Annotated in this window: 19 protein-coding genes and 4 pseudogenes; 11 read left to right on the forward strand and 12 right to left on the reverse strand. The window is 71.5% G+C overall.

What is annotated here, in order from left to right; translation table 11 throughout:
* Positions 1-61: 61 nt before the first annotated feature.
* The 4 genes from AC0KTA_RS12920 to AC0KTA_RS12935 all read right to left on the reverse strand — a co-directional run bounded on the left by AC0KTA_RS12920 (position 62) and on the right by AC0KTA_RS12935 (position 3,550).
* The gene (locus AC0KTA_RS12920; protein WP_481055263.1) at positions 62-457 is read right to left on the reverse strand and encodes a (deoxy)nucleoside triphosphate pyrophosphohydrolase; all 396 of its coding nucleotides are present in this window, start codon (positions 455-457) and stop codon (positions 62-64) included.
* A gap of 19 nt (positions 458-476) precedes the next feature.
* Positions 477-659, reverse strand: a complete 183-nt coding sequence (locus AC0KTA_RS12925; RefSeq protein ID WP_481055264.1) for an SPOR domain-containing protein — start codon at positions 657-659, stop codon at positions 477-479.
* A 261-nt stretch (positions 660-920) separates the two neighbouring features.
* Complete coding sequence (locus tag AC0KTA_RS12930; protein WP_481055265.1) at positions 921-2,642, reverse strand: purine-cytosine permease family protein; 1,722 nt, start codon at positions 2,640-2,642, stop codon at positions 921-923.
* A 155-nt stretch (positions 2,643-2,797) separates the two neighbouring features.
* Positions 2,798-3,550 (reverse strand): GntR family transcriptional regulator, encoded by a 753-nt coding sequence (locus AC0KTA_RS12935; RefSeq protein WP_481055266.1) that lies wholly within the window; start codon positions 3,548-3,550, stop codon positions 2,798-2,800.
* Positions 3,551-3,739: 189 nt separating this feature from the next.
* On the opposite strand from AC0KTA_RS12935, the gene AC0KTA_RS12940 reads away from it, so the two are divergent.
* A complete protein-coding gene (locus AC0KTA_RS12940; protein ID WP_481055267.1) occupies positions 3,740-4,318 on the forward strand; it encodes a serpin family protein in 579 nt (192 codons plus the stop codon).
* Between the two features lie 563 nt (positions 4,319-4,881).
* Here AC0KTA_RS12940 and AC0KTA_RS12945 read toward each other — a convergent pair.
* Both AC0KTA_RS12945 and AC0KTA_RS12950 read right to left on the reverse strand, forming a co-directional pair.
* The gene (locus tag AC0KTA_RS12945; RefSeq protein WP_481055268.1) at positions 4,882-6,465 is read right to left on the reverse strand and encodes a S8 family peptidase; all 1,584 of its coding nucleotides are present in this window, start codon (positions 6,463-6,465) and stop codon (positions 4,882-4,884) included.
* A gap of 376 nt (positions 6,466-6,841) precedes the next feature.
* Positions 6,842-7,348: a MarR family winged helix-turn-helix transcriptional regulator gene (locus tag AC0KTA_RS12950; protein WP_481055269.1), complete on the reverse strand. Its 507-nt coding sequence runs from the start codon at positions 7,346-7,348 to the stop codon at positions 6,842-6,844.
* Between the two features lie 145 nt (positions 7,349-7,493).
* Here AC0KTA_RS12950 and AC0KTA_RS12955 point away from each other — a divergent pair, with 145 nt between their 5' ends.
* Positions 7,494-8,087, forward strand: a complete 594-nt coding sequence (locus AC0KTA_RS12955) for a malonic semialdehyde reductase (protein WP_481055270.1) — start codon at positions 7,494-7,496, stop codon at positions 8,085-8,087.
* A gap of 261 nt (positions 8,088-8,348) precedes the next feature.
* Positions 8,349-9,485 carry an MFS transporter gene (locus tag AC0KTA_RS12960; RefSeq protein ID WP_481055271.1) on the forward strand — a complete coding sequence of 379 codons (1,137 nt, stop codon included), beginning with the start codon at positions 8,349-8,351 and terminating at the stop codon, positions 9,483-9,485.
* Here AC0KTA_RS12960 and AC0KTA_RS12965 read toward each other — a convergent pair.
* A pseudogene (locus AC0KTA_RS12965) lies at positions 9,424-10,016 on the reverse strand (NAD(P)-dependent oxidoreductase). The gene AC0KTA_RS12960 and the pseudogene AC0KTA_RS12965 overlap by 62 nt on opposite strands.
* An 11-nt stretch (positions 10,017-10,027) precedes the next feature.
* Positions 10,028-10,237 (reverse strand): annotated as a pseudogene (locus AC0KTA_RS12970) (phosphoglycerate dehydrogenase); the annotation flags it as partial.
* Positions 10,238-10,278: 41 nt separating this feature from the next.
* On the opposite strand from AC0KTA_RS12970, the pseudogene AC0KTA_RS12975 reads away from it, so the two are divergent.
* Positions 10,279-10,539, forward strand: a pseudogene (locus AC0KTA_RS12975) (IS110 family transposase); the annotation flags it as partial.
* A 150-nt stretch (positions 10,540-10,689) separates the two neighbouring features.
* On the opposite strand, the gene AC0KTA_RS12980 reads toward AC0KTA_RS12975, so the two are convergent.
* Together AC0KTA_RS12980 and trpD are read right to left on the reverse strand one after the other, a co-directional pair.
* On the reverse strand, positions 10,690-11,433 hold the full coding sequence (locus tag AC0KTA_RS12980) for an AMP-binding protein (RefSeq protein WP_481055272.1): 744 nt from the start codon (positions 11,431-11,433) through the stop codon (positions 10,690-10,692).
* A gap of 242 nt (positions 11,434-11,675) precedes the next feature.
* Positions 11,676-12,734, reverse strand: coding sequence for an anthranilate phosphoribosyltransferase (gene trpD / locus AC0KTA_RS12985; protein WP_481055273.1), 1,059 nt, complete (start codon positions 12,732-12,734; stop codon positions 11,676-11,678).
* Between the two features lie 120 nt (positions 12,735-12,854).
* On the opposite strand from trpD, the gene pdxR reads away from it, so the two are divergent.
* The 7 genes and pseudogenes from pdxR (at position 12,855) to AC0KTA_RS13020 (ending at position 20,854) form a co-directional block, all read left to right on the forward strand.
* Positions 12,855-14,255: a MocR-like pyridoxine biosynthesis transcription factor PdxR gene (gene pdxR / locus AC0KTA_RS12990; protein ID WP_481055274.1), complete on the forward strand. Its 1,401-nt coding sequence runs from the start codon at positions 12,855-12,857 to the stop codon at positions 14,253-14,255.
* Positions 14,256-14,759: 504 nt separating this feature from the next.
* A pseudogene (locus tag AC0KTA_RS12995) lies at positions 14,760-16,027 on the forward strand (3-deoxy-7-phosphoheptulonate synthase).
* A gap of 91 nt (positions 16,028-16,118) precedes the next feature.
* Positions 16,119-17,186, forward strand: coding sequence for a 2,3-diaminopropionate biosynthesis protein SbnB (gene sbnB / locus AC0KTA_RS13000; RefSeq protein ID WP_481055275.1), 1,068 nt, complete (start codon positions 16,119-16,121; stop codon positions 17,184-17,186).
* Between the two features lie 130 nt (positions 17,187-17,316).
* Positions 17,317-18,123 carry an AfsR/SARP family transcriptional regulator gene (locus AC0KTA_RS13005; protein ID WP_481055276.1) on the forward strand — a complete coding sequence of 269 codons (807 nt, stop codon included), beginning with the start codon at positions 17,317-17,319 and terminating at the stop codon, positions 18,121-18,123.
* Positions 18,124-18,195: 72 nt separating this feature from the next.
* Positions 18,196-18,471: an acyl carrier protein gene (locus AC0KTA_RS13010; RefSeq protein WP_481055277.1), complete on the forward strand. Its 276-nt coding sequence runs from the start codon at positions 18,196-18,198 to the stop codon at positions 18,469-18,471.
* Between the two features lie 29 nt (positions 18,472-18,500).
* Positions 18,501-19,724 carry a beta-ketoacyl-[acyl-carrier-protein] synthase family protein gene (locus AC0KTA_RS13015; protein ID WP_481055278.1) on the forward strand — a complete coding sequence of 408 codons (1,224 nt, stop codon included), beginning with the start codon at positions 18,501-18,503 and terminating at the stop codon, positions 19,722-19,724.
* Entirely contained in the window at positions 19,721-20,854 is a 1,134-nt protein-coding gene (locus AC0KTA_RS13020; protein WP_481055279.1) for a beta-ketoacyl synthase N-terminal-like domain-containing protein, read from the forward strand. Before AC0KTA_RS13015 ends, AC0KTA_RS13020 begins: the two co-directional genes overlap by 4 nt.
* Before the next feature lie 84 nt (positions 20,855-20,938).
* On the opposite strand, the gene AC0KTA_RS13025 is transcribed toward AC0KTA_RS13020, so the two are convergent.
* Together AC0KTA_RS13025 and AC0KTA_RS13030 are read right to left on the reverse strand one after the other, a co-directional pair.
* A complete protein-coding gene (locus AC0KTA_RS13025) occupies positions 20,939-22,246 on the reverse strand; it encodes a cation:proton antiporter (RefSeq protein WP_481055280.1) in 1,308 nt (435 codons plus the stop codon).
* A 60-nt stretch (positions 22,247-22,306) separates the two neighbouring features.
* The gene (locus AC0KTA_RS13030; protein WP_481055281.1) at positions 22,307-23,905 is read right to left on the reverse strand and encodes a tryptophan halogenase family protein; all 1,599 of its coding nucleotides are present in this window, start codon (positions 23,903-23,905) and stop codon (positions 22,307-22,309) included.
* Positions 23,906-23,993: the final 88 nt, after the last annotated feature.

Genomic DNA, 23,993 nt, shown 5'->3' on the forward strand with positions numbered 1-23,993 from the left:
ATCGGGGGTGACGGGTCCTGGCGGCAGCGGGGGCCTCATGGCCGGGGGCGGTCGCGGTGGCCTACGCGACCTCGGTGGCCGTCAAGGCGTGGATCGCCGGGACGTCGCCGGGGAGCCAGTCGACCGTCCACAGTTCGTCGGGGCGGAGCCAGCGCAGCTCGTCGTGGTCCTCCAGGGGCCGCGGCTCCCCCGCGAGCAGCCGGGCCCGCCACACCCGCATCACATAGCCGCGGCCGAGCTCGAACTCGCCCGGCACCCGCGCGAGCGGCTCCGCCTCCACGCCCAGCTCCTCGCGGAGCTCGCGCACCAGCGCGTCCTCGCCCCGCTCGCCGGGCTCGACCTTGCCGCCCGGCAGCTCCCAGCGCCCGGCGAGCTCCGCGGGCGCGCTGCGGCGGGCGGCGAGCAGCCGTCCGCCGTCGTACAGGGCGGCGCCCACCACCACGATCCGATCGGTCATGCGCCGGAGCTTACGACCTTCACCGCGCACCGTTCTGGTTCAGCCGCTCGACCCAGTAGAGCTGCTCCTTGGCGTGGTCGTCGAGGCTGTCCGCGATCTTCTGGGCCTCGGCCTTCGTCGCATACCTTCCGACGCGGTAGCGGTTGCCGTTGTCGTCCTGACGTATCACGAGCCAGGGCAGTATGACCGTCCCGTCGTTCATGCCGTCCCTCCGCTCCCCGCCCCGGGCGCACCCCACGCCTCGATCAGTAAGGAAACCGCATTCCGCATATGCCCGAGCTTACGCCCGACCTTTACGCAGCGGATACGACTTTGCACAAAGAGATACGCAATCGGCCAGCGCGGAGGGGGCGCATCCTCCCGGACGCGCCCCCTCCGACGGCCGCCGACGAGCACGGCAAGCCCGAACTCGGCCCCCTTTACGGCTTGTTGACGAACGGCGTGTCGCCGACGCGCGCCCTGCTCACGCCGACGCCACCGGAGGCACCGTGGGCACCGGCATGAGCACCGGCCCGCTCGCGGGCGACGTACGGCAGACGTCCCCGCACCGCGCGTCCAGGGAGCAGCAGAGCGAGCAGATCGGCCCCGACTGGACGGGGCAGTCGGCGATGTCGGGGAGTTCGTACGCGGTGTCGCACACGGCACAGGTGTGGGTGGCCGTGACGTCGGGGACCTCGACGTGCGGGCCGTTCACCGGGTTCGGCCGGGCCAGGTAGTACCTGCCCCGCGTCGCCCAGGCGATCAACGGACACAGGAGCAGGGCGAGTCCGGCGGCGATGAAGGTGGAGAACGCCTCGGCGTACCGGCCGAACAGGCCGAAGAACGCGAGGATCGAGACCGTCGAGGCGATCACCATCGCGCCGAACCCGGCCGGGTTCACCGTGTACAGATAGGCCCGCTTGAACTCGATGTACGGCGGGCTCCAGCCCGCCCGCTTGTTGATGACCAGGTCGGCGGCCACCGCCACGATCCACGCGATGCCCACGTTGGAGTAGAAGCCGAGCAGCTTGTTGAGGGCCGCGAACATGTTCATCTCCATCAGCGTGAGCGCGATGGCGAGGTTGAGGAAGATGTACCAGACCCGGCCCGGGTGGCGGTGGGTGAGGCGGGAGAAGAAGTTCGACCAGGACAGCGAGCCGCTGTAGGCGTTGGTCACGTTGATCTTGATCTGCGAGACGATCACGAAGACCGCGGCGGCGGGCAGCGCGAACGAGCCCAGCCACGGGCGCAGTGCCTCGATCTGCGGAGCGATCGGCTCCAGGGCGTGTGTCTTGCCGACCGCCTCCAGGGCCACGAACGCCAGGAACGCGCCACCGAGCTGCTTGGCGGCGCCGATGATCACCCAGCCGGGTCCCGCCGCGAGAACGGCCAGATTCCATCGCCTCTTGTTCGCCTCCGTCTTGGCGGGCATGAAGCGCAAGTAGTCGGCCTGTTCACCGATCTGCGCGATGAGGGACAGCGCGACGCCGGTGCCGAGCCCGAAGCCGATCCAGGAGAAGCCGGGGCCCGCGCCCTCCGTCCCCTCGAACGACCCGAAGGCGCCCCAGGCGTCCGGCGCCTCGAAGGCGAGCACCAGGAAGGGCAGGGCCAGGCCGATGAGCCAGATCGGCTGCGTCCAGGCCTGCACCTTGGCGAGGGCGCCCATGCCGCGGAAGACGATCGGGATGACGATCAGCGTCGTCACCAAGTAGCCGATCTCGACCGGGAGTCCGACCGCCTGATGCATGGCCTGCGCCATGATCGAGCCTTCGAGGGCGAAGAAGATGAAGGTGAACGAGGCGTAGATGAGGGACGTGAGAGTGGAGCCGAAGTAGCCGAAGCCCGCGCCGCGCGTGACCAGGTCCATGTCCAGTCCGTACGTGGCGCAGGCCCGGGCGATCGGGACGCCCGTGACGAAGATGATCGTCGCGGCGCACAGGATGGACGCGAGGCCGCTGGTGAAGCCGTACGTGAAGACGATGGACGCGCCGATCGCGAAGTCCGCGAGGTAGGCGATGCCGCCGAGCGCCGTGGACGCGACCATGGTCGGCGACCAGCGGCGGAAGGAGTGCGGGGCGTAGCGCAGCGAGTAGTCCTCGCGGCTCTCGTCGGCGGCGAGCCTGGCGTAACTGCGCTGCGGCGGGCCCTCGGCCGGGGCCGCGTCGCCCATCGGGTCCGCGTCGTCGCGCGTGACCGTATCCGTCATGAGGGTTCCTGTCTTCCGACCGGACTGCGGGTACGGAGGGGGAAGTTAGGAGCCGTGCATGACGATCCGCCGCGGGGCGGCGTTGCCCGGGCGTTACGGAACCCGGGCGGGCGTTAACTCGCGATCACGTGGGTCGCACGCCGTAGCGGGGGGGGTCAGCGCACCGGCAGGTGGTAAGCGATGCGATAGCGGTCGGCGGGCACGACGATGTCGGCCGTCTCCACGGGGCGGCCCGAGGCGTAATACGTCCGCTGGATGACGAGGACGACGTGCCCGGGGACGCCGCCGAGGGCGAGCAGCTCCTCGGCGAGGCCGGGGCGGGCGCCGACCTCCTCCGCGACGTTGTCCACGATCACGTCGATGGCGGCCATGCGGTCCACGACGCCGCAGCCGCCGAGGGGGCCCTCCTCGGGGAGCATCACGGGGGTGCGGCCGGTGACGGCGAGGGGCTCCCAGGAGGTGGAGAGCATCATGGCCTCGCCCGCGTCCCGGAAGACGTACTTCGTGCACATCACGCGGTCCCCCGCGCGGATGGCGAGCCGCTCCGCGACCGCGGCGCTCGCGTCCGCCTGCTCGCTGCGGGACTCCCAGGTGCCGCGGGCGCTCTCGGCGGCCTGCTCCTGCCGGAAGGGGGTGGAGGTGCCGGGCCCGCGGAACCCCGTGCGCGCGATGCTCCGGGGGTCCGGGCGCTCGCGCACATACGTGCCGGAGCCGGAGCGCCCCTCGACCAGACCTTCGGCCATGAGCACCTTGCGGGCTTCGAGAGCGACCGTGTCCGAGACCCCGTACTCCTCGCGGATCCTGGCCTGCGAGGGGAGACGGGTGTGCGGAGGCAGCGAACCGTCGGTGATCTTCTTGCGGAGATCACCCGCGACGCGCAGATACGCCGGCTGCTCACCGAAAGTCACTGGCCACTCCCATCAGGTTGACAGACAGCGACAGCCTGGCAACCGTGGGTTGTTGGCCGCAACCCTAGGCCAAGGAATCACCCGAAGTGATGATTTCCCTCTCTGCGAGTCTTTACGCAGGGCGTTTCAATCGTTATAGCAATCAACTAACCGCTCGGTCATGCCGGTTGACGCATCGGCACACGAAGGGTGCCCCCGCCGCTCCTCGCGTTCCTCGCGGACGGAGCGGGCGGACCTGCGCGCGCGGAGCTCGCCGAGGCGGTCGGTCTGTGGCCGGACCGGGCGGCGGAAGCGGCACGGGAACTGCTGGCCGTCCTCGGCACGATCCCGGGCGTCGGCTCCGCCGTCGGGCTGTGGACGAAGCGGACCCTGACGCTGCGCGAGAAATGGGCCGAGGGGCTGCCCGCGGGGGCGCGTGGAGTGCTCACCGGAGACGTCGGCCACGACCGGGCCGCGCTCGACAGCTGGGCCGCCAAGCACACCGACGGGCAGATCGAGCGGATGCCGACCGGCGTGGCCGAGAACACCGAGCTCGTCCTGGCCGGCGCGCTCGCGCTGCGCACCACATGGCTGTCCCCCTTCGCCGAGGGCAGCATGGAGGTTGCGTCCGGCCCGTGGTACAGGCGCGTCCTGGCCTCGCTCGACCGGGTGAGCAGCCTGCCGACCGCGCGGGCGTCGTCGGCACACCCGCGGGGGCGGTCACCGAGCTGCGCGTCCTCGGCGACACCGGTGTCGACGTCCATCTGCTGCTCGGCGCGGAGCGGATGAGCCCGGGGCAGGTGCTCGCCGGGGGCGTGGGCATCCTCGGCCGCGCCTGGCCGCGAGTGCCGGGCAGCCACCTTCCGTACGGCGAACCGGGCCCCGGCCTGACCGTCCGCAAGGAGCTCTGCGCGCGCCCACTGCCCCCGCAGCCCGACGTCACGACCGTGCCGTTCACCGTCACCGCGGAGCACGATCTGCTCGCACGCCGCGGCCTGTTCGGCCTGACCACCGCCACGGACACAGACTCCGGCCACTTCCCGGGCATCGCCGTCGAACCGATCGCGGTGGACAAGGCCTCCCAGTCGGCCACCGCGACCTTCGGGGCGCTCGGCTTCCGGGCGGCGGCGGCCACCGCCGTCACCGCGCTCGCGAGCGGGGTCCCGAGACCGCGCTACACCACCACAGAGGTGTCGGCCACCTTCGACCGGCCCTTCGGGTTCCTGGCCGTCCACCGCCGTACGCGCCTCGTCCTCGCGGCCGGCTGGGTCTCGGACCCGGAGCCGTTCCGCGAGGACGAGGACGGAGAGGTGTGACGGTGAAGCCAGTTGATCAACTAGTCCCCGCGGGCGTCAGAACTGCAGACCCCAGGAGTCGATCGCGCCCTCGTCCTGCGCCGCGTTGTCGGTGACGCGCAGCTTCCAGGTGCCGTTGGCCGTCTCCGAGGAGGCGTTGACGGTGTACGAGGTGTTGATGTCGTCCGAGCTGCCGCCCGCGCCGAAGTCCTTGAGGACGTAGGCCGAGCCGTCGGGGGCGACGAGTTCGAGCTTCAGGTCACCGACGTACGTGTGCTTGATGGCGACCGGGACGCCGAGCGCCGAGGGGGCGTTGCCGGGGACGCCGGTGACGGTCAGCGAGGACTCGACAGTGGCGTTGTCGGTGATGGCGACGTCCGCGCCGTTCTCGAACTTCGGTCCGGGCGGGTTGGTGCCGCCGGCGCCGACGTAGAGGAGACGGTTGGGCGAGCCGGTGCCGGGGTTGCCGACGACGTTCGGGGTCGCGGCGGTCGTCAGGGCCGTGGAGACCTGGGCCGGGGTGGCCGACGGGTTCTCGGCTACGTACAGCGCCGCGGCGCCCGCGACGTGCGGGGAGGCCATCGACGTACCGGAGATGGTGCTGGTCGCCGTGTCGTTGGTGTTCCACGCCGACGTGATGCCCGAGCCCGGGGCGAACAGGTCGAGGACGGTGCCGTAGTTGGAGTAGGCGGCCTTCGCGTCGGTGCTGGTGGTGGCGCCGACGGTGATCGCCTCGGTGACGCGCGCGGGTGAGCGCGTGGAGGCGTTGGTCGTCTCGTTGCCGGCGGCGACGGCGTAGGTGATGCCGGCGGCTATGGAGTTGCGTACGGCGGTGTCGAGCGCGCTGTCGGCCGGGCCGCCGAGGCTCATGTTGGCGACGGCGGGCTTGACCGCGTTGCGGGTGACCCAGTCGATGCCCGCGACGACCTGGGCCGTCGTGCCGGATCCCGAGTTGTTGAGCACGCGGACGCCGACGATCCTGGCCTTCTTGGCGACGCCGTGCGCGATGCCGCCGACCGTGCCCGCGACGTGCGTGCCGTGGCCGTGGCCGTCCTGCGCGGTGTTGTCGTTGTCGATGGCGTCGTAGCCGTCGACGGCGCGGCCGCCGAAGTCCTGGTGGGTCTTACGGACGCCGGTGTCGATGACGTAGACGGTGGCGCCTTCCCCGGCCTTGTCGGGGTAGGTGTAGCTCCGGTCCAGCGGGAGGTTGCGCTGGTCGATGCGGTCCAGGCCCCACGACGGCGGGTTGGGCTGGGTGGCGGCGACCGTGTACGTGCGGTTCTGCACGACGGAGGCGACGGCCGGGTCGGCGGCGAACTTCTTCGCCTCGGACTCGGAGGCCTCGACCTCGTAGCCGTTGAGCACCTTCTTGTACGTGCGCTCGATGTCGGCGCCGTGCTTCTTCGCCAGGGCCCGGCCCTCGGCCGAGTCCGCCTTCGCGGCGTCCTTGTGCAGCGTGACGATGTAGCTGTTCGCGACCGCGCCGGGGGCGCCCGCGTACTGAATCCGGCCCTCCGCGTCCTGCGGCTGCGCGCCCGCGGGGAGCGCGGACACGACGCCGAGGGCGACGGCGGTGGCGGCGGTCAGGGCAACCGTGCCCAGGCCGGCCAGTCTTCGGCGGGAATGACGCATCACTGCCATCTGAGGGGTCCTCCTCAATCGGTGGTGCGCTGGTGGGGGATGCGACAGGGGCATGACAGACATGACGGTGCAGTGGCGCCATGATCACGCCGAGTTGATCAATGTTCAACTCTCTGTCGCCGACGAAAGATTGACGGATCCATAGGAATCCCACAAGGGCGTTGTTCGGACGTAACACGACTGCCGCGCACCCGCCATGACATGGCATCAATAATCCGTGCATTCCGCCCGCCAGGGTGATGAGCGGCCCGAGGTCCGGGCGTATTGCCGGACTTCGCCGGACCGCGGCTTCCACGGAGCGGAGGGCGCGGGGGCGCGGCGATGGCGGGATTTCAGCCACCACCGATCTCGCGTACGGCGGCCGCGGGACTCCGACTCACGCGATCGATGTGTCGCCGTGCAACTCGAGGAGCTTGCGGAGCAGTTCGGCGGCGCGCTCGATCTCCTCGCGGTCGAGGCCGTCGAGGAGGCGGGCGTAGTTGCTCAGGTGGTCGGTCATGAGCGTGTCCGTGAGCTCCTTGCCGTGCTCGGTGAGCCTGATCTTCACGGTCCGCCGGTCGGCGCCGTCCCTGACCCGCTCGACCAGGCCCTTGGCCTCCATGCGGTCGATGCGGTTGGTGATGGCTCCCGAGGTCACCATGGCCGCCTTGAGGAAGGCGCCGGCGGTCAGGGCGTAGGGCGGGCCCGAGCGGCGCAGGGTCGTCAGGACGTCGAACTCGCCCGACTCCACGCCGTGTTCGGCGCAGAAGGCCTTCAGCTCCCGGTCCACGAACCGGTGCGCGCGCTGCACCCGGGCGACGAGCTGGACCGGCCAGAGGTCGTCCACCAGCTCGGGCCGTTCCTTCTCCCACTGCCCGACGATCGCGTCCACGGCGTCGCTCATGACGGTCACTCCCTCTCTCGTTCTTCAGCGCTGACCTTCTCAAGGTTAAGACACTTGACGCTGAAAGAACCCACATGCTTTTATCTCAACGTTGAAACTTTCAGCCTTCAGAAAACGAAGACAGAGACAACGAAGGAGCCCCGCCATGTCCCCGCTCGCCCTCGCCCCCGCCGCCCAGAACCTCCTCTTCCGCGAGGCCCGCACCGCGAACACCTTCACCGACGAGCCCGTCACCGACGAGCAGATCCAGGCCATCTACGACCTGGTCAAGTACGGCCCCACCGCCTTCAACCAGTCCCCGCTGCGCGTGATACTCGTGCGCACCCCCGAAGGCCGCGAGCGCCTGCTCACGCACATGGCCGAGGGCAACCGCGCCAAGACGGCGACGGCCCCGCTGGTCGCGATCCTCGCCACGGACCACGAGTTCCACGAGGAGATGCCGCGGCTGCTGCCGCACGCGCCGCAGACCGGTGAGACGTTCTTCTCCGAGCGCGCGGTCCGCGAGGAGTCCGCCCTGCTCAACGGGGCGCTGCAGGCGGCGTACTTCATCGTCGGCGTCCGCGCGGCGGGGCTCGCCGCCGGGCCGATGACGGGGTACGACCCCGAGGGCCTGCGCAAGGAGTTCCTGGACGCGGACCACGAGCCGCTGATGGTCGTCAACATCGGGCGGCCGGGCGAGGACGCGTGGTTCCCGCGGTCGCCGCGGCTGCCGTACGGGGACGTTGTGACGACGGTCTGAGCACGGGGCCGTCCGTTCTGGGCGCACCTGTCCGCACCACCCGCGCCGGCCCCACGGGCCACCTCACTCACCGAGCCTGTCCTGCTCCGCCGCTTCCGCTTCACTTCAGGGGGACCCATGTCCAGCACCGCCGCACCCGCCCGCACCGCCGAGCCGACACCCGGCCCCCGCCTCCACCCCCGAACCCGAACCGGAATCGGAACGGGAACCCGCCCCCGAACCGGCTCTCGAACCGGCCAAGTCCCCATCTTCTGGCTGGCGTTGCTCGCCGCGCCGGTGGCCGCCGGGGCCAACGCGCCCGTACTGATCCTGCCGGACATGGCGCGCTCGTTCGGGGTCGCGACCGCGACGGCGACGTGGATGGTGACCGCCTTCGCGTGGGCCATGGCGGCGGGCACACCGCTGCTCGCGGCCCTGCTGCGGCGCCGCGGGCTGACGCCGCTGCTGCGCCTGAGCACGGCGTTCGTGCTCGGCGGCACTGTGCTGGTCGCGGCCGCGCCCTGGCTGCCCGTCGCCCTCGCGGGCCGCGTCGCGCAGTCGCTCGGCGGCGCGGGCCTGGTCGCGGCGGCGATGAACCTCGCGGGCAGCGCACGCAGGATGGGTGTGATCAGCTCCGGCTTCGGGGTGCTCGGCGCGGCGGGCCCGCTGCTCGGCGCGACGCTCACGGACGCGGTGTCGTGGCGGCTGGCGTTCGCGGTGTCGGCGGTGGCGGTGCTCGCCGTACCGGCGGTGGCGCGGTACGCGCGGCAGACACCGCCCGGCGAGGGCCGCTTCGACGCCCGCGGCGCGGCCCTGCTCATCGCGCTCGCCACGTCCCTGATCCTGCTGCCGAGCACCCCGCTGCCGGCGCTGGCCGCCGCCCTGGTCGCGGGCCTGCTCCTGGCCCTGCACATCCGCCGCCGCCCGGAGGGCTTCGTACCGGTACGGCTGCTGCGCTCGCCGCTGTTCCTCGTCTCGGCGGCGCTCGGCGTGACCCTCTCGACCACGTACTTCACGCTGCTGTTCACGGTGCCGAGCCTGCTTCAGGACCGGGCGGGCTGGTCGAAGGGCGCGATCGGCACCGGGCAGCTGCTGACCCTGCTGACCGCGTCGGCGCTGTCCTGGCTGCTGGCCGCGGGCTCGGCGCGGCTCGGCCGGACGGCGGTCCGCGCGACGCTGGTCGCGGTGGGCGCGGCGGCGGTGGCCACGGCGGTCGTCGCCGACTCCGGCCCCCTGCTCCTGCTCGCGGCGGGCGCGGCGGCCTTCACGGCGACGGGCGCCAACGCCACCCTCTCCGTCCACGCGGCCGCGGCCGGCCCCGACTCCCACCGCCCCACCGCCATCGGCCTCTTCGCCCTCAGCTACCAACTGGGCGGCGCCTTCGGCCCGGGCATCGCGACGCTGCTGGTCCTGGGCTAGCCCTTGCCCGACCAGGACACGCTGCGGCCCCCATCCGGCCCACCCGGACGGGGGCCGCACCGCACGTTGACCGCCTCCGGCACGTGCCTCCCGCCAGCGCCTCCCGTACGGACTCGGCCACGGCCACCCCGGCGCGCGTCTGTGCCTCGTCGAGGGCCGCACCCGCGACCCGGCCCTTCTTGAGCGCGGCGTACAGCTCGGCCTCGTCCACGATCCCGCCCCTGGCCGCGTTGACCAGCCGGACTCCGGGCTTGACCCGATGCAGGGCGTCGAACCCGATCAGGCCCGCCGTCTCGGCCGTCTTCGGCAGATGGGCCGTCAGGAAGTCGGACTCGGCGAGGAGTTCGTCGAGGCCGGTGACGCGCACGCCGGCCTGGGACGCGTGTCCCGGCTCGACGTACGGGTCGTACGCGAGCGCCGCATGCCGAAGGCCCGCATGCGCTGGGCCACCAGGGACCCGATGCGGCCCAGGCCGATGATGCCCAGGTCTTGCCGGACAGCTCGACGCCGGTGAACCGGCTCCGCTGCCACTGGCCTTCCTTGAGCGTGGCGGTGGCCTGCGGGATGTTCCGTGCCACCGCGAGCAGCAGGCCGACGGTGAGTTCGGCGGCGCTGACGACGCTGGCCGTGGGCGCGTTGACCACCATGACGCCCGCGCGGGTGGCCGCGGGCACGTCCACGTTGTCGAGGCCCACCCCGGCCCGTCCGGTGACCTGGAGCCGAGTCCCGGCCGCGATGGCCTCGGCGTCCATCCGCGTGGCGCTGCGGACGAGTACGGCTCGGCCTCGGGCAGCCGCCCGAGCCGATCCGGCAGCTGCGCGACCTGACCCGGTATCGCACCGAGGTGGCCCGGGACCGGACCCGGGATGCCCAGCGGTTGGAGAAGCTTCTGGAGGATGCGGGCATCAAGCTCTCCAGCGTGGTCTCCGACATCTTCGGTGTCTCCGGCCGGGCCATGCTGAAGGCCCTCATCAACGGAGAACGCGACCCGCAGGTGCCGGCCGAGCTTGCCCGGCGGCGCATGCGGGAGAAGATCCCTGTCCTGGTGGAGGCGTTCGCGTACGAGGGCATGGTCGACGGTGTGTCCCGGTGCCGCAACGATGGCGGCGTGCGCCTCCTCGGCGTCGTCGGGGCGGCGTACGCCGAAGACCATGCACTGCTCGATCGCCGGGTGGGTGAGCAGGACAGGACGGGCCCGAACACCTCACCGGCCCGGTCGAGCCGGCTGGGCGCGAGCAGGTGTCCGCCGTAGCTGACCCGGCGCAGGCTGGCGGTGTCGGTGCTGCCCGCGGCGGGTGGTCGAGGAGCCGGCCCAGCATCGGGGACAACATCCATACGTCGGTGATCCCCGCTCGATCGCCGCGTCCACCTCGGCGGGCGTGAACTGCCGCTGGAGCACGACGTGTCCGCCCGCGAGCAGTGTGGCGTCGCTGGTGGTGCCCGCAGAGTGCGCGATGGACGCGCAGGCCAGGAAGCGGGGCGGGGTGGTGGTGTCGGTCCAGTGCGGGACGGGTGTGGTGAGCAGGGCGGCGCGGTCGGTGAGGACGTCCTGGTAGTTCGCATACGTCATGACGACGCTCTTGGGGATGCCGGTGCTGCCGCCGGTGAGGCGGATGCACCAGTGGTCGTCCGGGCGCGCCGCGCTCCGGGGCCGCCGGTCGCCGTGACGCGCGGCCAGTGCCGTCAGGTCCTCGCCCAGCGGGCTCGGGCCGAGGAAGAGCACCGGTGCCGACTGCTGTTGGGACAGCAGGTTCTTGGCCGTTGCTTCCAGCGCCGGGTCGACGAGCAGGTTCGCCGCGTACCGTGCGCCAAGTGCCTGGGGCCGGTTGCCGCTCAGGAGCGAGACAGTGCCGCCGCGCCCGACGCCGAGCCCGGCCAGTTCCGCCGCCATCCGCAGTACGCCGTGGCGCAAGGCGCCCGCGGACTCGGGCGCCGCCGCGGCCACCACGACGACCGCCGGCGCATATGCCGTGCCTCGGGTGCTGCGGCCGGGCAGCCGCTGACGGCGTGCTGACGGCGTGCTGACAGTTCGGCACCCGGGCAGGGAGAAGTGGCCGCACGCAGAGGCATCGGCCCTGCTCGCGCGGCACTTTCACCGGATGCTGAATAAGATGGTTCGCGCCCTCGAGCCTCTCTACCGTTTTGCTATTGCGGTGCCGGGAGAGGAGGGACAGCGCGTGGACGTGGGGGTCAGCCGCCCGTGGCGTGCTTTGCGGCCACCGAGGTCCAGTGCTCGAGCACGGCCGCGGCGGCGCCCGAGTCCACTGCCTGTGCGGCCTGCTGCACCGCCTGGCCCAGGCGCTCGGTGACACCGCGCCGGCTCGGCTGCAGGGCCGCCAGGCCGGCCGCGGCCGACAGCAGCACCGCGTCCCTGACGGGCCCCCTGGCCCCGGCGAACACCTCATGGGCCACCCGCGCGTTGTGCGCGCTGTCCCCGCCGCGCAGCGCGGCCGCGGGGGCCGGGCCGATCCCGATGTCGCGCGGGTCGAAGTGCTCGGTGCGTACCTCGCCGCCGTCGACCGACCAGATTGTGGAGGTAGTGGTGACCGTGAGTTCGTCCATTCCGTCGTCGCCGCGGAAGACCAGCGCGGACACGCCGCGGCGGGCCAGCACGTGTGCGATCAGCGGTGCCAGGCGCGGGTTGGCGACGCCCACCGCCTGTGCCGTGGGCGATGCCGGGTTGCTCAGCGGGCCCAGCGCGTTGAAGACGGTGCGGATGCCCAGTTCGCGGCGCGGGCCAGCCGCGTGGCGCATCGCCGGATGGAAGGCGGGGGCGAAGCAGAAGGTGATGCCGGACTCCTCGAGCACCGCGCGCACCTGGGGCGGCGTCAGAGTGAGGGCAAGTCCCAGCTCCTCGAGCACGTCCGCCGATCCGCAGGCCGAGGACGCCGAGCGGTTGCCGTGTTTGACGACCCGGGCCCCCGCCGCGGCCGCCACGACCGCCGACATCGTGGAGACGTTCACGCTGTGGGTGCCGTCGCCCCCGGTGCCCACGATGTCCAGGGTGGGGCCGGGGACGTTCAGGCGCACGGCGTGTTCGTACAGGGCGCGCGCCATGCCCTCGATCTCGTCGGCGCTCTCGCCCTTGGCCCGCAGCGCGACAAGGAAGCCGGCCAGCCGGGCGTCCCCGGCGCTGCCCGACATCACCTGGTCCATGGCCCAGGCCGACTCCTCAGCCGTGAGGTTCTGGCCCCGCAGCAGCGTGGTGAGGACATCGGGCCAGGTGGGCACCTTCGGCTCGGCGGCCATGAGGAGTCTCCTTCAGCGGCGCTGACGGTGTGTTCGATCTCATTCTGTGAAGGGAGAAAAGTGCGTTCCAGACCACTGTCCGTAGAAGTGTGCGGTCCACTTCAGAAGAAGGTAGATGGCATGGCCCTGCACATCGCGCTCGAAGTGGTGAGGGATTCTTCGGTTTCCCTGACATCGCAGATTCAGGAATTCATCAGGAGGGAGATAGCCGAAGGCGCCCTGCACCCGGGCACCCGGCTTCCCTCCAGCCGCCGGCTCGCGGGCGATCTCGACGTCTCCCGCAGCGTGGTGGTGGAGGCGTACGGACAGCTCGTGGCCGAGGGATATCTGGAGACCGCCCACGGCTCGGGGACCAAGGTGGTCGGGCACCTCGACACCGGCCCGGTCGTGCCCGCGCTGCTGGACGAGCAGAAGGACGAGCAGAAGGCGGAGCCGGTCCGCTGGGACCTGCGGCCCGGCGGCGGCAACACGCCCGCCTTCCCCCGGCGCGAGTGGCTGCGCTGCTACCAGCGGGTGCTGCAGGCAGCCGACCTGCCGCTGCACCGCTACCCGCCGCTGGCCGGCGAGGGCGCTCTGCGCCACGAACTGTCGCGGTATCTGGGCCGGGTCAGGGGCGTGCGCGCGCGCCCCGACCACATCGCTGTGGTGGCCGGATTCGCCGAGGCGCTCGGTCTGCTGTGCACGGTGCTGCCGGGGCTGGGCATCGACACGCTGGCCATCGAGGACCCGGGGCATCCCGGCCAGCGCCAGTTCATCCGGGAGACCGGTCTTGGCGTGCTGCCGGTGGCGGTCGACGGCGAGGGGGTGGACGTGGAGGCGCTGGCGCGGTCGGGGGCGCGGGCCGTCCTGGTCACCGCCACCCACCAGTTCCCCACCGGTGCGACCCTGTCCGAGCGGCGTCGCGCGGCCCTGGCCCGCTGGGCTGAGGCCGTCGACGGCTGGGTGATCGAGGACGACTACGACGGTGGCCTGTGGTACGAGCGCGGCACCCGGCCGCTGGCCCTGCAGCGGTCGATGCCCGACCGGGTCGTCTACGCGGGGACCGCCAGCAAGGCGCTCTCCCCCAGTCTGCGCCTGGGCTGGCTGACCGCGCCGGCGCCGATGCTCGAACTGCTGCTGCGGGCCCGTGCCCGGCACGACCTGGGCACCGACGCCTTCACCCAGCTGACGATGGCCGAGATGCTGCGCACCGGCCTGTTCGACCGTCATCTGCGGCGCCTGAACGTCCTGGCGCACAGCAGGCGGGACACCCTGGACGAAGCCGTGCGCAGACATCTGCCCGGCGCCTCGGTGACCGGGGCCAGGGCGGGTCTGCACGCGTATGTGCGGCTGCCCCGGCCGACCGACGAGGCGGCCCTGGTGGCGGCGGTGCTGCGCCGCTCCGTGCTGGTGCGCGGCAGCGCCGCCTTCCACATGCGGCCGCAGCCGGACGCGCCGGCCCTGGTGGTGGGCCATGCGCACCTGCCGGGCTCCGGCATCACGGACGCCCTGCGCACGGTGGGCGCGGTCAGGCGCGGGTGAGAACGGGACGGGTGCATGCCCGGGGGCGTGCCCGGGGGCGGGACGGTGTGTGGCAGGGCCGCGCCGGCGGTCGTCGGGAAACGCTGCGGTCTGCGCGGGATGGCACCGGCTCTGCCGGGGGGATGGCACCGGCCCGGTGGGCAGGGTCCGGTGCCGCATGCCCCGCACCTGGCTGTGGCCGGGGGCGACGGCCGGGGGGAAGGATGTCGCCGGCCGGCATGCTCCTGCCTCAGCTGCGCGTTGTGCGGGCGGATCGTGCGGCGGCGGTCAGGGGCCGCTCACGGTGACAGTGATCATGCCGAGGGCTGTCGGCAGGCCGGCAGCCCTCCTTGTGTCCGCCCCCGGGGGGCGGCACATCAGTGGCCCGGATTCGGTGGCCAGTCCACTGTGCGGCCGTGCACGCGGACCACTCCCCCTTTGCTTGACGCCGTTGCGGCCCGTCGACTGAGCTCCTGGGTGCGAGCGGTTCTTTTCCCTGTCTGTGGCCTTGCGGGAAGGCGAGTCATGACCAACGCCTCGAAGGAATCCGAAGCGAGACATCACGCGGCCGAGAGCTGGCGCGGCTTCCCGGCGGCGCAGCAGCCCACCTGGCCCGATGAGAGCGAACTGCAGGCTGTGGCCGGGTAGTTGGCCGCGGCTCCGCCCCTGGTTTTCGCGGCCGAGTGCGAGCGGCTGCGCGAGCGGATCGCGGCGGTCGCGCGCGGCGAGGCCGTGCTCCTGCAGGGCGGCGACTGCGCGGAGACCTTCCGGCAGGCGACGGCCGAGTCCGTCCACGGCAAGCTGAAGACCCTGCTGCAGATGGCCGTCGTCCTCACCTGCGCGTCCGCCTTGCTGGTGGTGAAGATCGGGCGGATGGCCGGCCAGTACGCCAAACCCCGTTCCAGCGGCGAGGAGCGGCGCGGCAAGACCGTGCTGCCCTCCTACCGGGGCGACGCGGTCAACGGGCCGGAGTTCACCGCCGAGGCCAGACGGCCCGACCCCAGCGCCTGCGCCTGCGCCTGCGCCTGCGCCTGCGCAGGATGTACGAGTGCTCGGCCACCACGCTCAATCTCGTCCGGGCCCTGACCACCGGCGGATTCGCGGATCTGCGGCAGGTGCACACCTGGAACCAGGGCTTCGTGGCCAGTTCACGCTCCGGCGAGCGCTACGAGCGGCTGGCCGACGAGATCGACCACACGCCGGCCTTCATGCACTCCTGCGGCGTCGACACCGGGAACTGAACACCGCGGAGTTCTTCGTCAGCCATGAGGGCCTGCTGCTCGAGTACGAGGCCGCCCTGACCCGGACCGAACCCGCCACCGGCCGGTCGTACGCCACCAGCGGGCACCTGCTGTGGATCGGCGAGCGGACCCGGGACCTGGACGGGGCGCACGTGGAGTTCTTCTCCCGTGTGGCCAACCCATCGCGGTCAAGATCGGCCCCACCGTCGCCGCAGACTTCGTGATGGGCCTGCTGGGTGAGCGATCCGATGCACGGCAACACCATCACCGCGGCCAGTGGCCACAAGACCCGCCGCTTCGATGCGATCCTCTACGAGGTGCGCGGCTTCTTCGAGGTGCACCGCGCACTGGGCTCCCACCCCGGCGGCATCCACGTGGAGCTCACCGGGGACGACGTCACCGAGTGCGTCGGCGGCGGCGACGCGGTCCTTCCCGAGCACCTGCACCACCGCTACGAGACGGCCTGCGACCCGCGCCTGAAACCACACGCAGTCCCTGGACCTGGCCTTCCTGCCGGCCGAGAGGTACCGCGACCGGGCGGCCGGGAGCTGATGTCAGCGTGTTGTCAGAGCTGCTGTTAACCATGTCCTCAAGGGCCGCCGGGCGCATCCGGCTGCACCCGGCCACTGCAAGGGAGTCGTGGATGACCAAGAAAGATCTCGTTCCGCCGTTCGCCGTGGTGCCCGGCTCCCAGGTGCACGGCGTGCTGAGCGGGCAGGAGCGGCACACGGTGGACCTGGTCGAGGCGGCCTACCGCGTGCACGGCCGGGGCGACACGGTCAACCCGCCCTCGTACTTCCTGCGCTTCCCCGACCGCCCCTCGTCCCGCATCATCGCGCTGCCGTCGTCCATCGGCGGCGACACGCGGGTCGACGGCCTGAAGTGGATCTCCAGCTTCCCCGAGAACGTGGCGGCGGGCATACCGCGGGCTTCCGCGGTGCTCGTGCTCAACGACCACGACACGGGATATCCCCTGGCCTGCCTGGAGAGCTCGATCATCAGCGCGGCCCGCACCGCGGCCTCCGCGGTGCTCGCGGCGGACTGGCTGTCGCGGGCCAAGGGGCGCGAGCGCCCCCGGCGGGTCGGGTTCATCGGGGCGGGGTTCATCGCCCGCCACATCCACACCTATCTCGCCGGGACCGGCTGGACCTTCGACGAGGTGGGCGTCCATGACCTGTCCGCCGAGTTCGCGGCGGACTTCAGCACGTATCTGCACAGCTCGCCCGAGACCGGCCGGATCACCGTGCACGAGAGCGCCGAGGCGCTGATCCGCTCCTCGGACCTGATCGTCTTCGCGACCGTCGCGGCAGCTCCCCATGTGCACGAGCCAGGCTGGTTCGCGCACCACCCGATCGTGCTGAACGTGTCGCTGCGCGACCTGGCCCCCGAGGTCCTGCTCGCCTCGGCGAACGTGGTCGACGACGTCGAGCACTGCCTGAAGGCCGACACCTCCCCGCACCTGACCGAACAGCTCACCGGAAGCCGGGACTTCCTCGACGGCACCTTGTACGAGGTGATGACCGGGCAGGTGGTGGTGCCGGCGGACCGCCCCGTGGTGTTCTCGCCGTTCGGCCTGGGGGTCCTGGACCTGGCGGTGGGCAAGTTCGTCCACGACGAGGTGCGCCGCCAGGGCCAGGCGCAGGTCATCGAGGGCTTCTTCCACGAGATGGACCGCTACGGGCGCGCCACCACGCCCGCCGCCCGCCCGTGAACCGTCCATGAGCCGCCCGTGAGGGGCCGCGGGCGGGGTGGTGTCAGTGCGCGGTCACCAATGTGTCATCGAGTCTTCGTAGTCTTCCGCTGGATTTACGGGCATGGTCTGCGGCGCAACCGGAGGGTGGATGGAGTTCCGAATTCTGGGGCAGGTCGAAGTGCACCACGCGGGGCGGCAGATACCGCTGCGCGGCGCCAAGCAGCGCACCGTGCTCGGCGCTCTGCTGCTGGCCGAGGACCTGGTGGTGTACGACTCGCAGCTGGGTGATTTCCTGTGGGGCGAGAAGCCGCCCGCCACCGTGAATGCCCAGATCTACACCTACGTTTCCCGGTTGCGGAAAGCCCTTGGTCCGCATGCCCGGATCATGCGCCGCTCGCCGGGTTATCTGATGCAGATCGGTTCCTCCTGGTTCGATCTCGCCGAGTTCACCGACCGGGCGCACCGCGGGCATGAGGCGCTGGAGTCAGGCGCGTACGAGACGGCGTTCTCGCTGCTTTCCTCGGCGCTGTCGCTGTGGCGCGGGCCCGCGCTCGCGGATGTTACCTGCCACCTCGCCGAGGCGGTCCGGCCGCGCCTGGAGGAACTGCGGATCACGGCGCTCACCGACCAGTTCGAGGCCGAGCTCGCGCTCGGCGGGCACGCCGCCCTGGTGCCAAGGCTGACGCAGCTGGTCGGCCAGTACCCGCTCCAGGAGCGCTTCCGCGCGCAGCTGATGACGGCCCTGTACCGCTGCGACCGCCAGGCGGAGGCCCTGGCCCTGTACGAGCAGGGCCGGAGCATGCTGGCGGGCTCGCTCGGCATCGATCCCGGTGCGCGGCTGCACCAGGTCATGCTCGCCATTTTGAATTCCGACCCGAAGCTGCTCGGCCCCGTGCGCGAGCGGCTGGCAGCCGGTCTCGGCCGCTCGGCGGCGCCCCGTTTCGCGGTGCTGTGAGCGGCACCGGCCCCACCACCGGTGGCGCGGGCTGTCGCCCGTGCCACGACCGACATCACCCAAGGAGACACCATGACCGCACCGCTGCCCGGGTCCGCCCTGGCGGACGAGGACCGGGCCCGTATCAAGGACGTCGTGCTGGAGGTCCTGGACGTCGAGGAGGAGCACCTGACGCCGGACGCGTCCTTCAGGAACGATCTCGGTGCCGACTCGATGGGGCTCGTGGCGCTCAGTGCGTCCCTGGAGCGCACCTTCGACATCGAGATCGAGGACTCGAAGGTGGACCAGCTCGACAGCCTCGAGAACGTGTTCGCGGTGGTGGACGAGGCGCTCGCCGCGCATCGCTGAGCGGGCTTTCACGACTCGAGGAGGGTGAAGTGAGCGCGGACGCGGAGCAGGAGCGCGTGGTGATCACGGGTCTTGGCGTGGTCAGCAGCATAGGGAACGGAGTGGATGATTTCTGCGCCGGTCTGCGGGCGGGACGCAGTGGGGCGAAGCCGATCACAGCGTTCGACACCACCGGCTTCGCGCACGCGATCGGGTGCGAGGTGAGCGGCTTCAACCCGCAGGAGTGGCTTGAACACCTGGAGCCGGAGGGTCTTGGCCGGGCCACCCAGTTCGCGGTCGCGGGCGCCCGGATGGCGCTCGTGGACGCCGGGCTCGGCCTGCAGGAGCTGCGGCGCCGTCGCGCGCTGGTGTCCATCGGCACCAGCGACGGCGAGACGCGCGACCTGGACACGCTGACGGAACAGCAGTTGGCACACGGCGCGCTCGATCCCGTCCTGGCCGGGCGTCTTGACGCCAGCCGGCTCGCCTCGGGCGTGGTCAGGGAACTGGGGCTGCGCGATGTGGAGACCATGACGACCGCGACGGCCTGCGCGGCCGGCAACTACGCGATCGGCAGCGCGTTCGACGCGTTGCGGGTGGGCGATGTCGATGTCGCGCTGTGCGGCGGCGCGGATGCCGTGTGCCGCAAGACGTTCACCGGGTTCTACCGGTTCGGCACGATCGCGCCGGAGATGTGCCAGCCCTTCGACCGGGACCGCAAGGGCCTGCTCGCCAGCGAGGGCAGTGGCGTCCTGGTCCTGGAGACCCTGCGCTCGGCGCGGGCCCGCGGGGCGCGGATCTATGCGGAGGTGCTCGGTTACGGGCTCAACTGCGATGCGGGGCACGCGGTCGCGCCGGACCAGGACAGCCTGGCCCGGTGCATGCGGCTCGCGCAGGCCCATGCCGGCGTCAAGCCCGAGGACGTGGATCTGATCTCGGCGCACGGCACCGGCACCCCGACCAACGACGTGGTCGAGACCAGCGCGATCCGGCAGGTGTTCGACGTGCCGCCGCCGACGGTGTCGGTGAAGAGCATGATCGGGCACGCCATGGGGGCGGCGAGCGCCCTGGCCGCGGTCGCGTGCGCGCTCGCCATCCGCGAGGGCTTCATCCCTCCCACCATCAACCACATGAACACCGACCCGGACTGCGGGCTTGACTGCGTACCCAACCAGGCGCGCGAGGCCGTGCTGAACGTGGTGCAGAACAACGCGCTCGCGTTCGCGGGCAACAACGTGGTGCTGCTGCTCGGCCGGCACCAGGAGGTGTCATGACGACGATCGAGGCGAGCGGATCGCCGCACCTTGCGCACCGTGACGGCGCGGCGCAGGGCGGCGGGACGCTGGTGCTGTCGGGATGGTCCGCCGTGAGCGCCTACGGCGTGGGCCGTGACGTGCTGCGCGAGGGCCTGCTGTCGGGCCGTGCGGCACAAGTGGAGGAGGCCGGGGCCGGCGGGCCCGTCCCCTGCGTGGTGGTGCCGGGCTTCAGGGCGGCCGACCATCTGGGGCGCAAGGGGACGCGCACGATGAGCCGCTCCACGGCGTTCGCCGCGACGGCCATCGACGTCCTGCTGCGCGAGCTGGGGCCCGAGGTCACCGGGGACCCGCAGCGCATCGGGCTCGTCCTGGGGGTCGGCCAGGGCACCGTGCAGACCGCCATGGACTTCACCCGGGAGGCGCTCACCGCGTCCAAGCCGTATCACGTGGATGCGCTGCGTTTTCCCGACACGTTCCTCAACCGCGCCGCCGGGCAGAGCGCGATCTGGCACGGCCTCAAGGGCCCGAACACCACCATCGCCGCAGGCCGGCTGTCCGCGCTCCTGGCCATCGGCTACGCGGCCCGCCTGAGCCGGGGCGGCCACTGCCGGCGCCTGCTGGTCGGTGCCACCGAGGAGTGTTCGCCGACGCGGGCCCTGCTGGCCGACGCGGCGAGCGCGGGCCGCGATCTGCCCGCGCCGCTGGGCGAGGGCTGTGTGGTCGCGCTGCTCGAGCCGGCCGCCGAGGCGGCGGCGGCCGGACGGGTGCCGGTGGCCACGGTGGCGGCGACGCACTTCCGGGCGGCGGCGGAGCCGGCCGTGGAGGGCGGCGCCGAACTCGCCGTGTGTGTGCGGGCCGCGCTCGCCAAGGCGGGCGCCGGCGCCGACCGGATCCGCCTGGTGGTGCCGCTGGGCGAGTACGCGCAGCAGGAGGAGGCGGGCATCCGCGCGGTGATGGGCGATGCGGACCCGCGGTGGCTGCACTGCCGTCCGCTGCTGGGCGATGCGTTCGCCGCATCCGCCGGACTGCAGCTGTCCGCGGCGCTGTCCGCCGCGGCGCACTGGTCCCAGCCGGGAGACCTGGCCCTGCTCACGGGCATCGACCGGGACGGCACGGTCGGCTGCGCCCTGTTCGGCCGGCCCGACTGAGCCGGCAACACGACGCACGACGGCCTGCGGCCCCTGCCCCCTTCCGGCCGGAAGGGGGCAGGGGCCGCAGGCCGTCGTGCCGACTCACTTCGCTGCGTGACCGGCGCCTTCCTGGTCCCGCGCGGCCCCGGCCGCCGGTTTCGGCACGGCTCCCGGCGGGGCCAGGGCCTGTGCGCGACGGTTGACCAGGTGCAGCAGCGGCCCCGTCATGAAGGTGGTGACCAGGGCCATGATGACGAAGACGGTGAAGAGCTCGGGACCGATGAGACCGGTGTCCAAAGCCGCGTTGAGCACGATCAGTTCCGTCAGGCCGCGGGTGTTGACCAGGGCCGCCACCAGCGCCGACTGATGCGGGTCCAGTCCGCCGATCCGGGCGCCCGCGTAGCCGGGCAGCAGCTTGCCGACGATCGCGATGGCCAGGATCAGGGCCAGCAGGACGGCCCCGTCGCCGTTCATGGATCCGATGTCGAACGACAGGCCCGTCGTGACGAAGAACAGGGGCAGCAGCACCCCCGCGGTCTGCTCCAGTGTCTGGCGGAGCTCGGGGTCGGGCCGGTTGCCGACGCGGGGCATGGTCAGGCCCGCGAGGAAGCCGCCGAAGACCGGGTGCAGCCCCAGTGAGGCGGTGACCCAGGCGCTGCCCAGGGCGAGCCCCAGCGCGAGGGGCACCCGGTTCATCAGCAGCGCCGACGGCCTGGACAGCAGCCGGCCCAGCAACGGCCGCACACCGAGCAGCATCACCGCCACGAACCCGGTGATCAGCAGCAGCGTCACCGGCCAGGAGTATCCGCTCTGGTGCCCGGTGCCGACGAACGCGGCGGCCAGGACCAGCCAGGCCGCCACGTCCATGAACCCGGCCGACGCCAGCGCCACCGTGCCCGCCGGGCTGCCCGCCATGCCGCGCTCGCGCACGATCGCCGCGAGCACCGGCAGGGCGGTCACCGCGGGGGCCACCGCCATGAACAAGGTGAACGACCCGCCCTCGGCGTGCCCGTGGCCGACGGCGTCGAAGGCGCCGCCGAACAGTTCCAGCGAGCCGACCCCGAGCCCCATGGGCACCAGGAGCGCGAGCGTCGCCACGCAGACCACCGCGCGGCTGCCGCGGCGCAGCTGGCCGAAGTCGGTCTCGTATCCCGCCAGGAACATGAAGATGACGACCGCGACCTGCGCCAGGACCGTGAGGAACGGCTTGACCTCCGGCGGGAAGAGGTGCCCTGTGGGGTTGCCCGGCAGCTGGCCGAGCAGGGTCGGGCCCAGGGCGATACCGGCCACGATCTGCCCGATCACCGTCGGCTGGCCGCAGCGCCGAGCCAGTGCCCCCAGCAGCCACGAGGCGACGACGATGATCGCAACGTCCGCTATCACCAGCGCGGTTATCGCTTCGGTGTCCACCGGCCCCTCTTCCCTCGCTCCCTCGCCCGGGTGTGTCCGTGCCGTTGCCGCGGTGGCGGGTCAGCCGGTCTTGCCGTGCAGCTTGCGCAGGTACTCGTAGGTGGAGGGCAGGGTGGCGACCAGTTCCTTCTGCTTGGCCTTGATCCCGTCGAAGACGGCCTGGGAGCGGTCCAGCATGTCCGGGCGGGCCGCGAGGATCGGCAGGGTGTGCTCGGGCATGTGGTCCAGGCCGGCAAAGATGCAGTAGTAGTTGCTGTTGTTCCAGAAGTTGCGGAACTCGGCGTCGAAGTTCCCGTAGTAGGTGGTCTCGTCGGTGATGGGCATGTTCACCGGGAGCCCGGCCCGGTACATGGCCATCTTCTCCTTGATGTCGTCGGCCAGTTCGAGGTCCTTGCAGGCCCGCCAGAACGCCGTGTCGTTGCGCGGCGCGAAGCTGAAGTGGGCCTGCAGGAAGTCCCGGGTGTCGTCGAACATGGTCTCGATCTCGGCGTTGAACCGGCTCTGCAGGATCGGGTCGAACCGCTTGTCGGGGAAGTGCTTGGCGAGCTGGTAGAGCGCCGCGTAGGTGAAGTAGATCCCGGTGGACTCCAGCGGCTCGAGGAAGCAGGAGGCGAGGCCGATGCTGACGCAGTTGCGCACCCAGGCGCGGCGGTTGCGGCCCACCCGGAACTTGATCTGGTTCAGCGGCTGGGTCTCGGGGTCCAGGCCCCACATCTTGCAGAACTCGAGGGTGGCGTCGTCGCGGGACTGGAAGCGGCTGGAGAACACATACCCGGTGCCGAACCGGCCGAGCATCGGGATCTTCCACGTCCAGCCGGAGGACATGGCGATCGCGCCGGTGTACGGCTCGACGCCCTCCGCCTCGTCGTCGTGCTGCACGGCGGTGGCCACGGCGCTGTCGTTGAGCAGGTGGTCGCTCATGTCCAGGAACGGCTCGCGCATCACACCGTTGATCAGCAGGGCGCGGAAGCCCGAGCAGTCGATGAACAGATCACCCTCGATGACCCGCCCGGTCTCGGTCTTGACGCAGGTGATGAAGCCCCGCTCGTCGACGTCGGCGCCGGTCATCTTGTCCTGGATGTGGATCGCGCCCTGCTTCTGCACGGCGAACCGGCACAGGAAGTCGGCGACCAAGTTCGCGTCGAAGTGCCAGGCGTAGTTGGTCCACTTGGTGCCGTCCATGTACCGGGGCGACAGGTTCAGGTCCATGACCGGAGGCTCGCGGTAACAGGCGTAGTCGAACGGCTCGTCCGTCTGCCCGGTCAGCTTCTGGTGCGTCCAGTGGTGCGAGATCGGCAGGTTGTCCGAGTTCGCGAGCAGCCCGAACAGGTGGTAGAAGGAGTCCTCCCCCTGTCCCAGGGGGCGCGCGGCGGCCTCACCGGTGCCCGGGGTGCGCCAGTTGGTGAACTTGATGCCCATCTTGAAGCTGGCGTTGCACTCGCGCATCCACTCTTCCTCGGTGAAACCGAGGTAATCGAAGAACGTCTTGTGCAGGTTGGGCACCGTCGCCTCGCCGACACCGATGCGGCCCACCTGCGGTGCCTCGATCACCGTGATGGACACGTCCGGACCGAGAGCCTTGCCGAGGTACGAGGCGGACATCCATCCGGCCGTACCGCCACCGAGGACGACGACCCGCTTGATCCGATGATCCTCCACCGCTGCTCACCCTTTCTTCTCGGCACCGCGCCTGCGGTGCCGGTTGGTTCGATCGCCAGAATCCAGAATTTCGAAATCCGCTTTTCTG

The sequence above is a fragment of the Streptomyces sp. Y309 genome (assembly GCF_056712025.1).

Excerpts from the sequence above, each read along its gene's own strand:
- AC0KTA_RS12920 (WP_481055263.1), bottom strand. The coding sequence starts at position 457 with ATGACCGATCGGATCGTGGTGGTGGGCGCCGCCCTGTACGACGGCGGA.
- AC0KTA_RS12925 (WP_481055264.1), bottom strand. The coding sequence starts at position 659 with ATGAACGACGGGACGGTCATACTGCCCTGGCTCGTGATACGTCAGGAC.
- AC0KTA_RS12930 (WP_481055265.1), bottom strand. The coding sequence starts at position 2,642 with ATGACGGATACGGTCACGCGCGACGACGCGGACCCGATGGGCGACGCG.
- AC0KTA_RS12945 (WP_481055268.1), bottom strand. The coding sequence starts at position 6,465 with ATGGCAGTGATGCGTCATTCCCGCCGAAGACTGGCCGGCCTGGGCACG.
- AC0KTA_RS12950 (WP_481055269.1), bottom strand. The coding sequence starts at position 7,348 with ATGAGCGACGCCGTGGACGCGATCGTCGGGCAGTGGGAGAAGGAACGG.
- AC0KTA_RS12955 (WP_481055270.1), top strand. The coding sequence starts at position 7,494 with ATGTCCCCGCTCGCCCTCGCCCCCGCCGCCCAGAACCTCCTCTTCCGC.
- trpD (WP_481055273.1), bottom strand. The coding sequence starts at position 12,734 with ATGGCCGCCGAGCCGAAGGTGCCCACCTGGCCCGATGTCCTCACCACG.
- pdxR (WP_481055274.1), top strand. The coding sequence starts at position 12,855 with ATGGCCCTGCACATCGCGCTCGAAGTGGTGAGGGATTCTTCGGTTTCC.
- sbnB (WP_481055275.1), top strand. The coding sequence starts at position 16,119 with ATGACCAAGAAAGATCTCGTTCCGCCGTTCGCCGTGGTGCCCGGCTCC.
- AC0KTA_RS13005 (WP_481055276.1), top strand. The coding sequence starts at position 17,317 with ATGGAGTTCCGAATTCTGGGGCAGGTCGAAGTGCACCACGCGGGGCGG.
- AC0KTA_RS13010 (WP_481055277.1), top strand. The coding sequence starts at position 18,196 with ATGACCGCACCGCTGCCCGGGTCCGCCCTGGCGGACGAGGACCGGGCC.
- AC0KTA_RS13020 (WP_481055279.1), top strand. The coding sequence starts at position 19,721 with ATGACGACGATCGAGGCGAGCGGATCGCCGCACCTTGCGCACCGTGAC.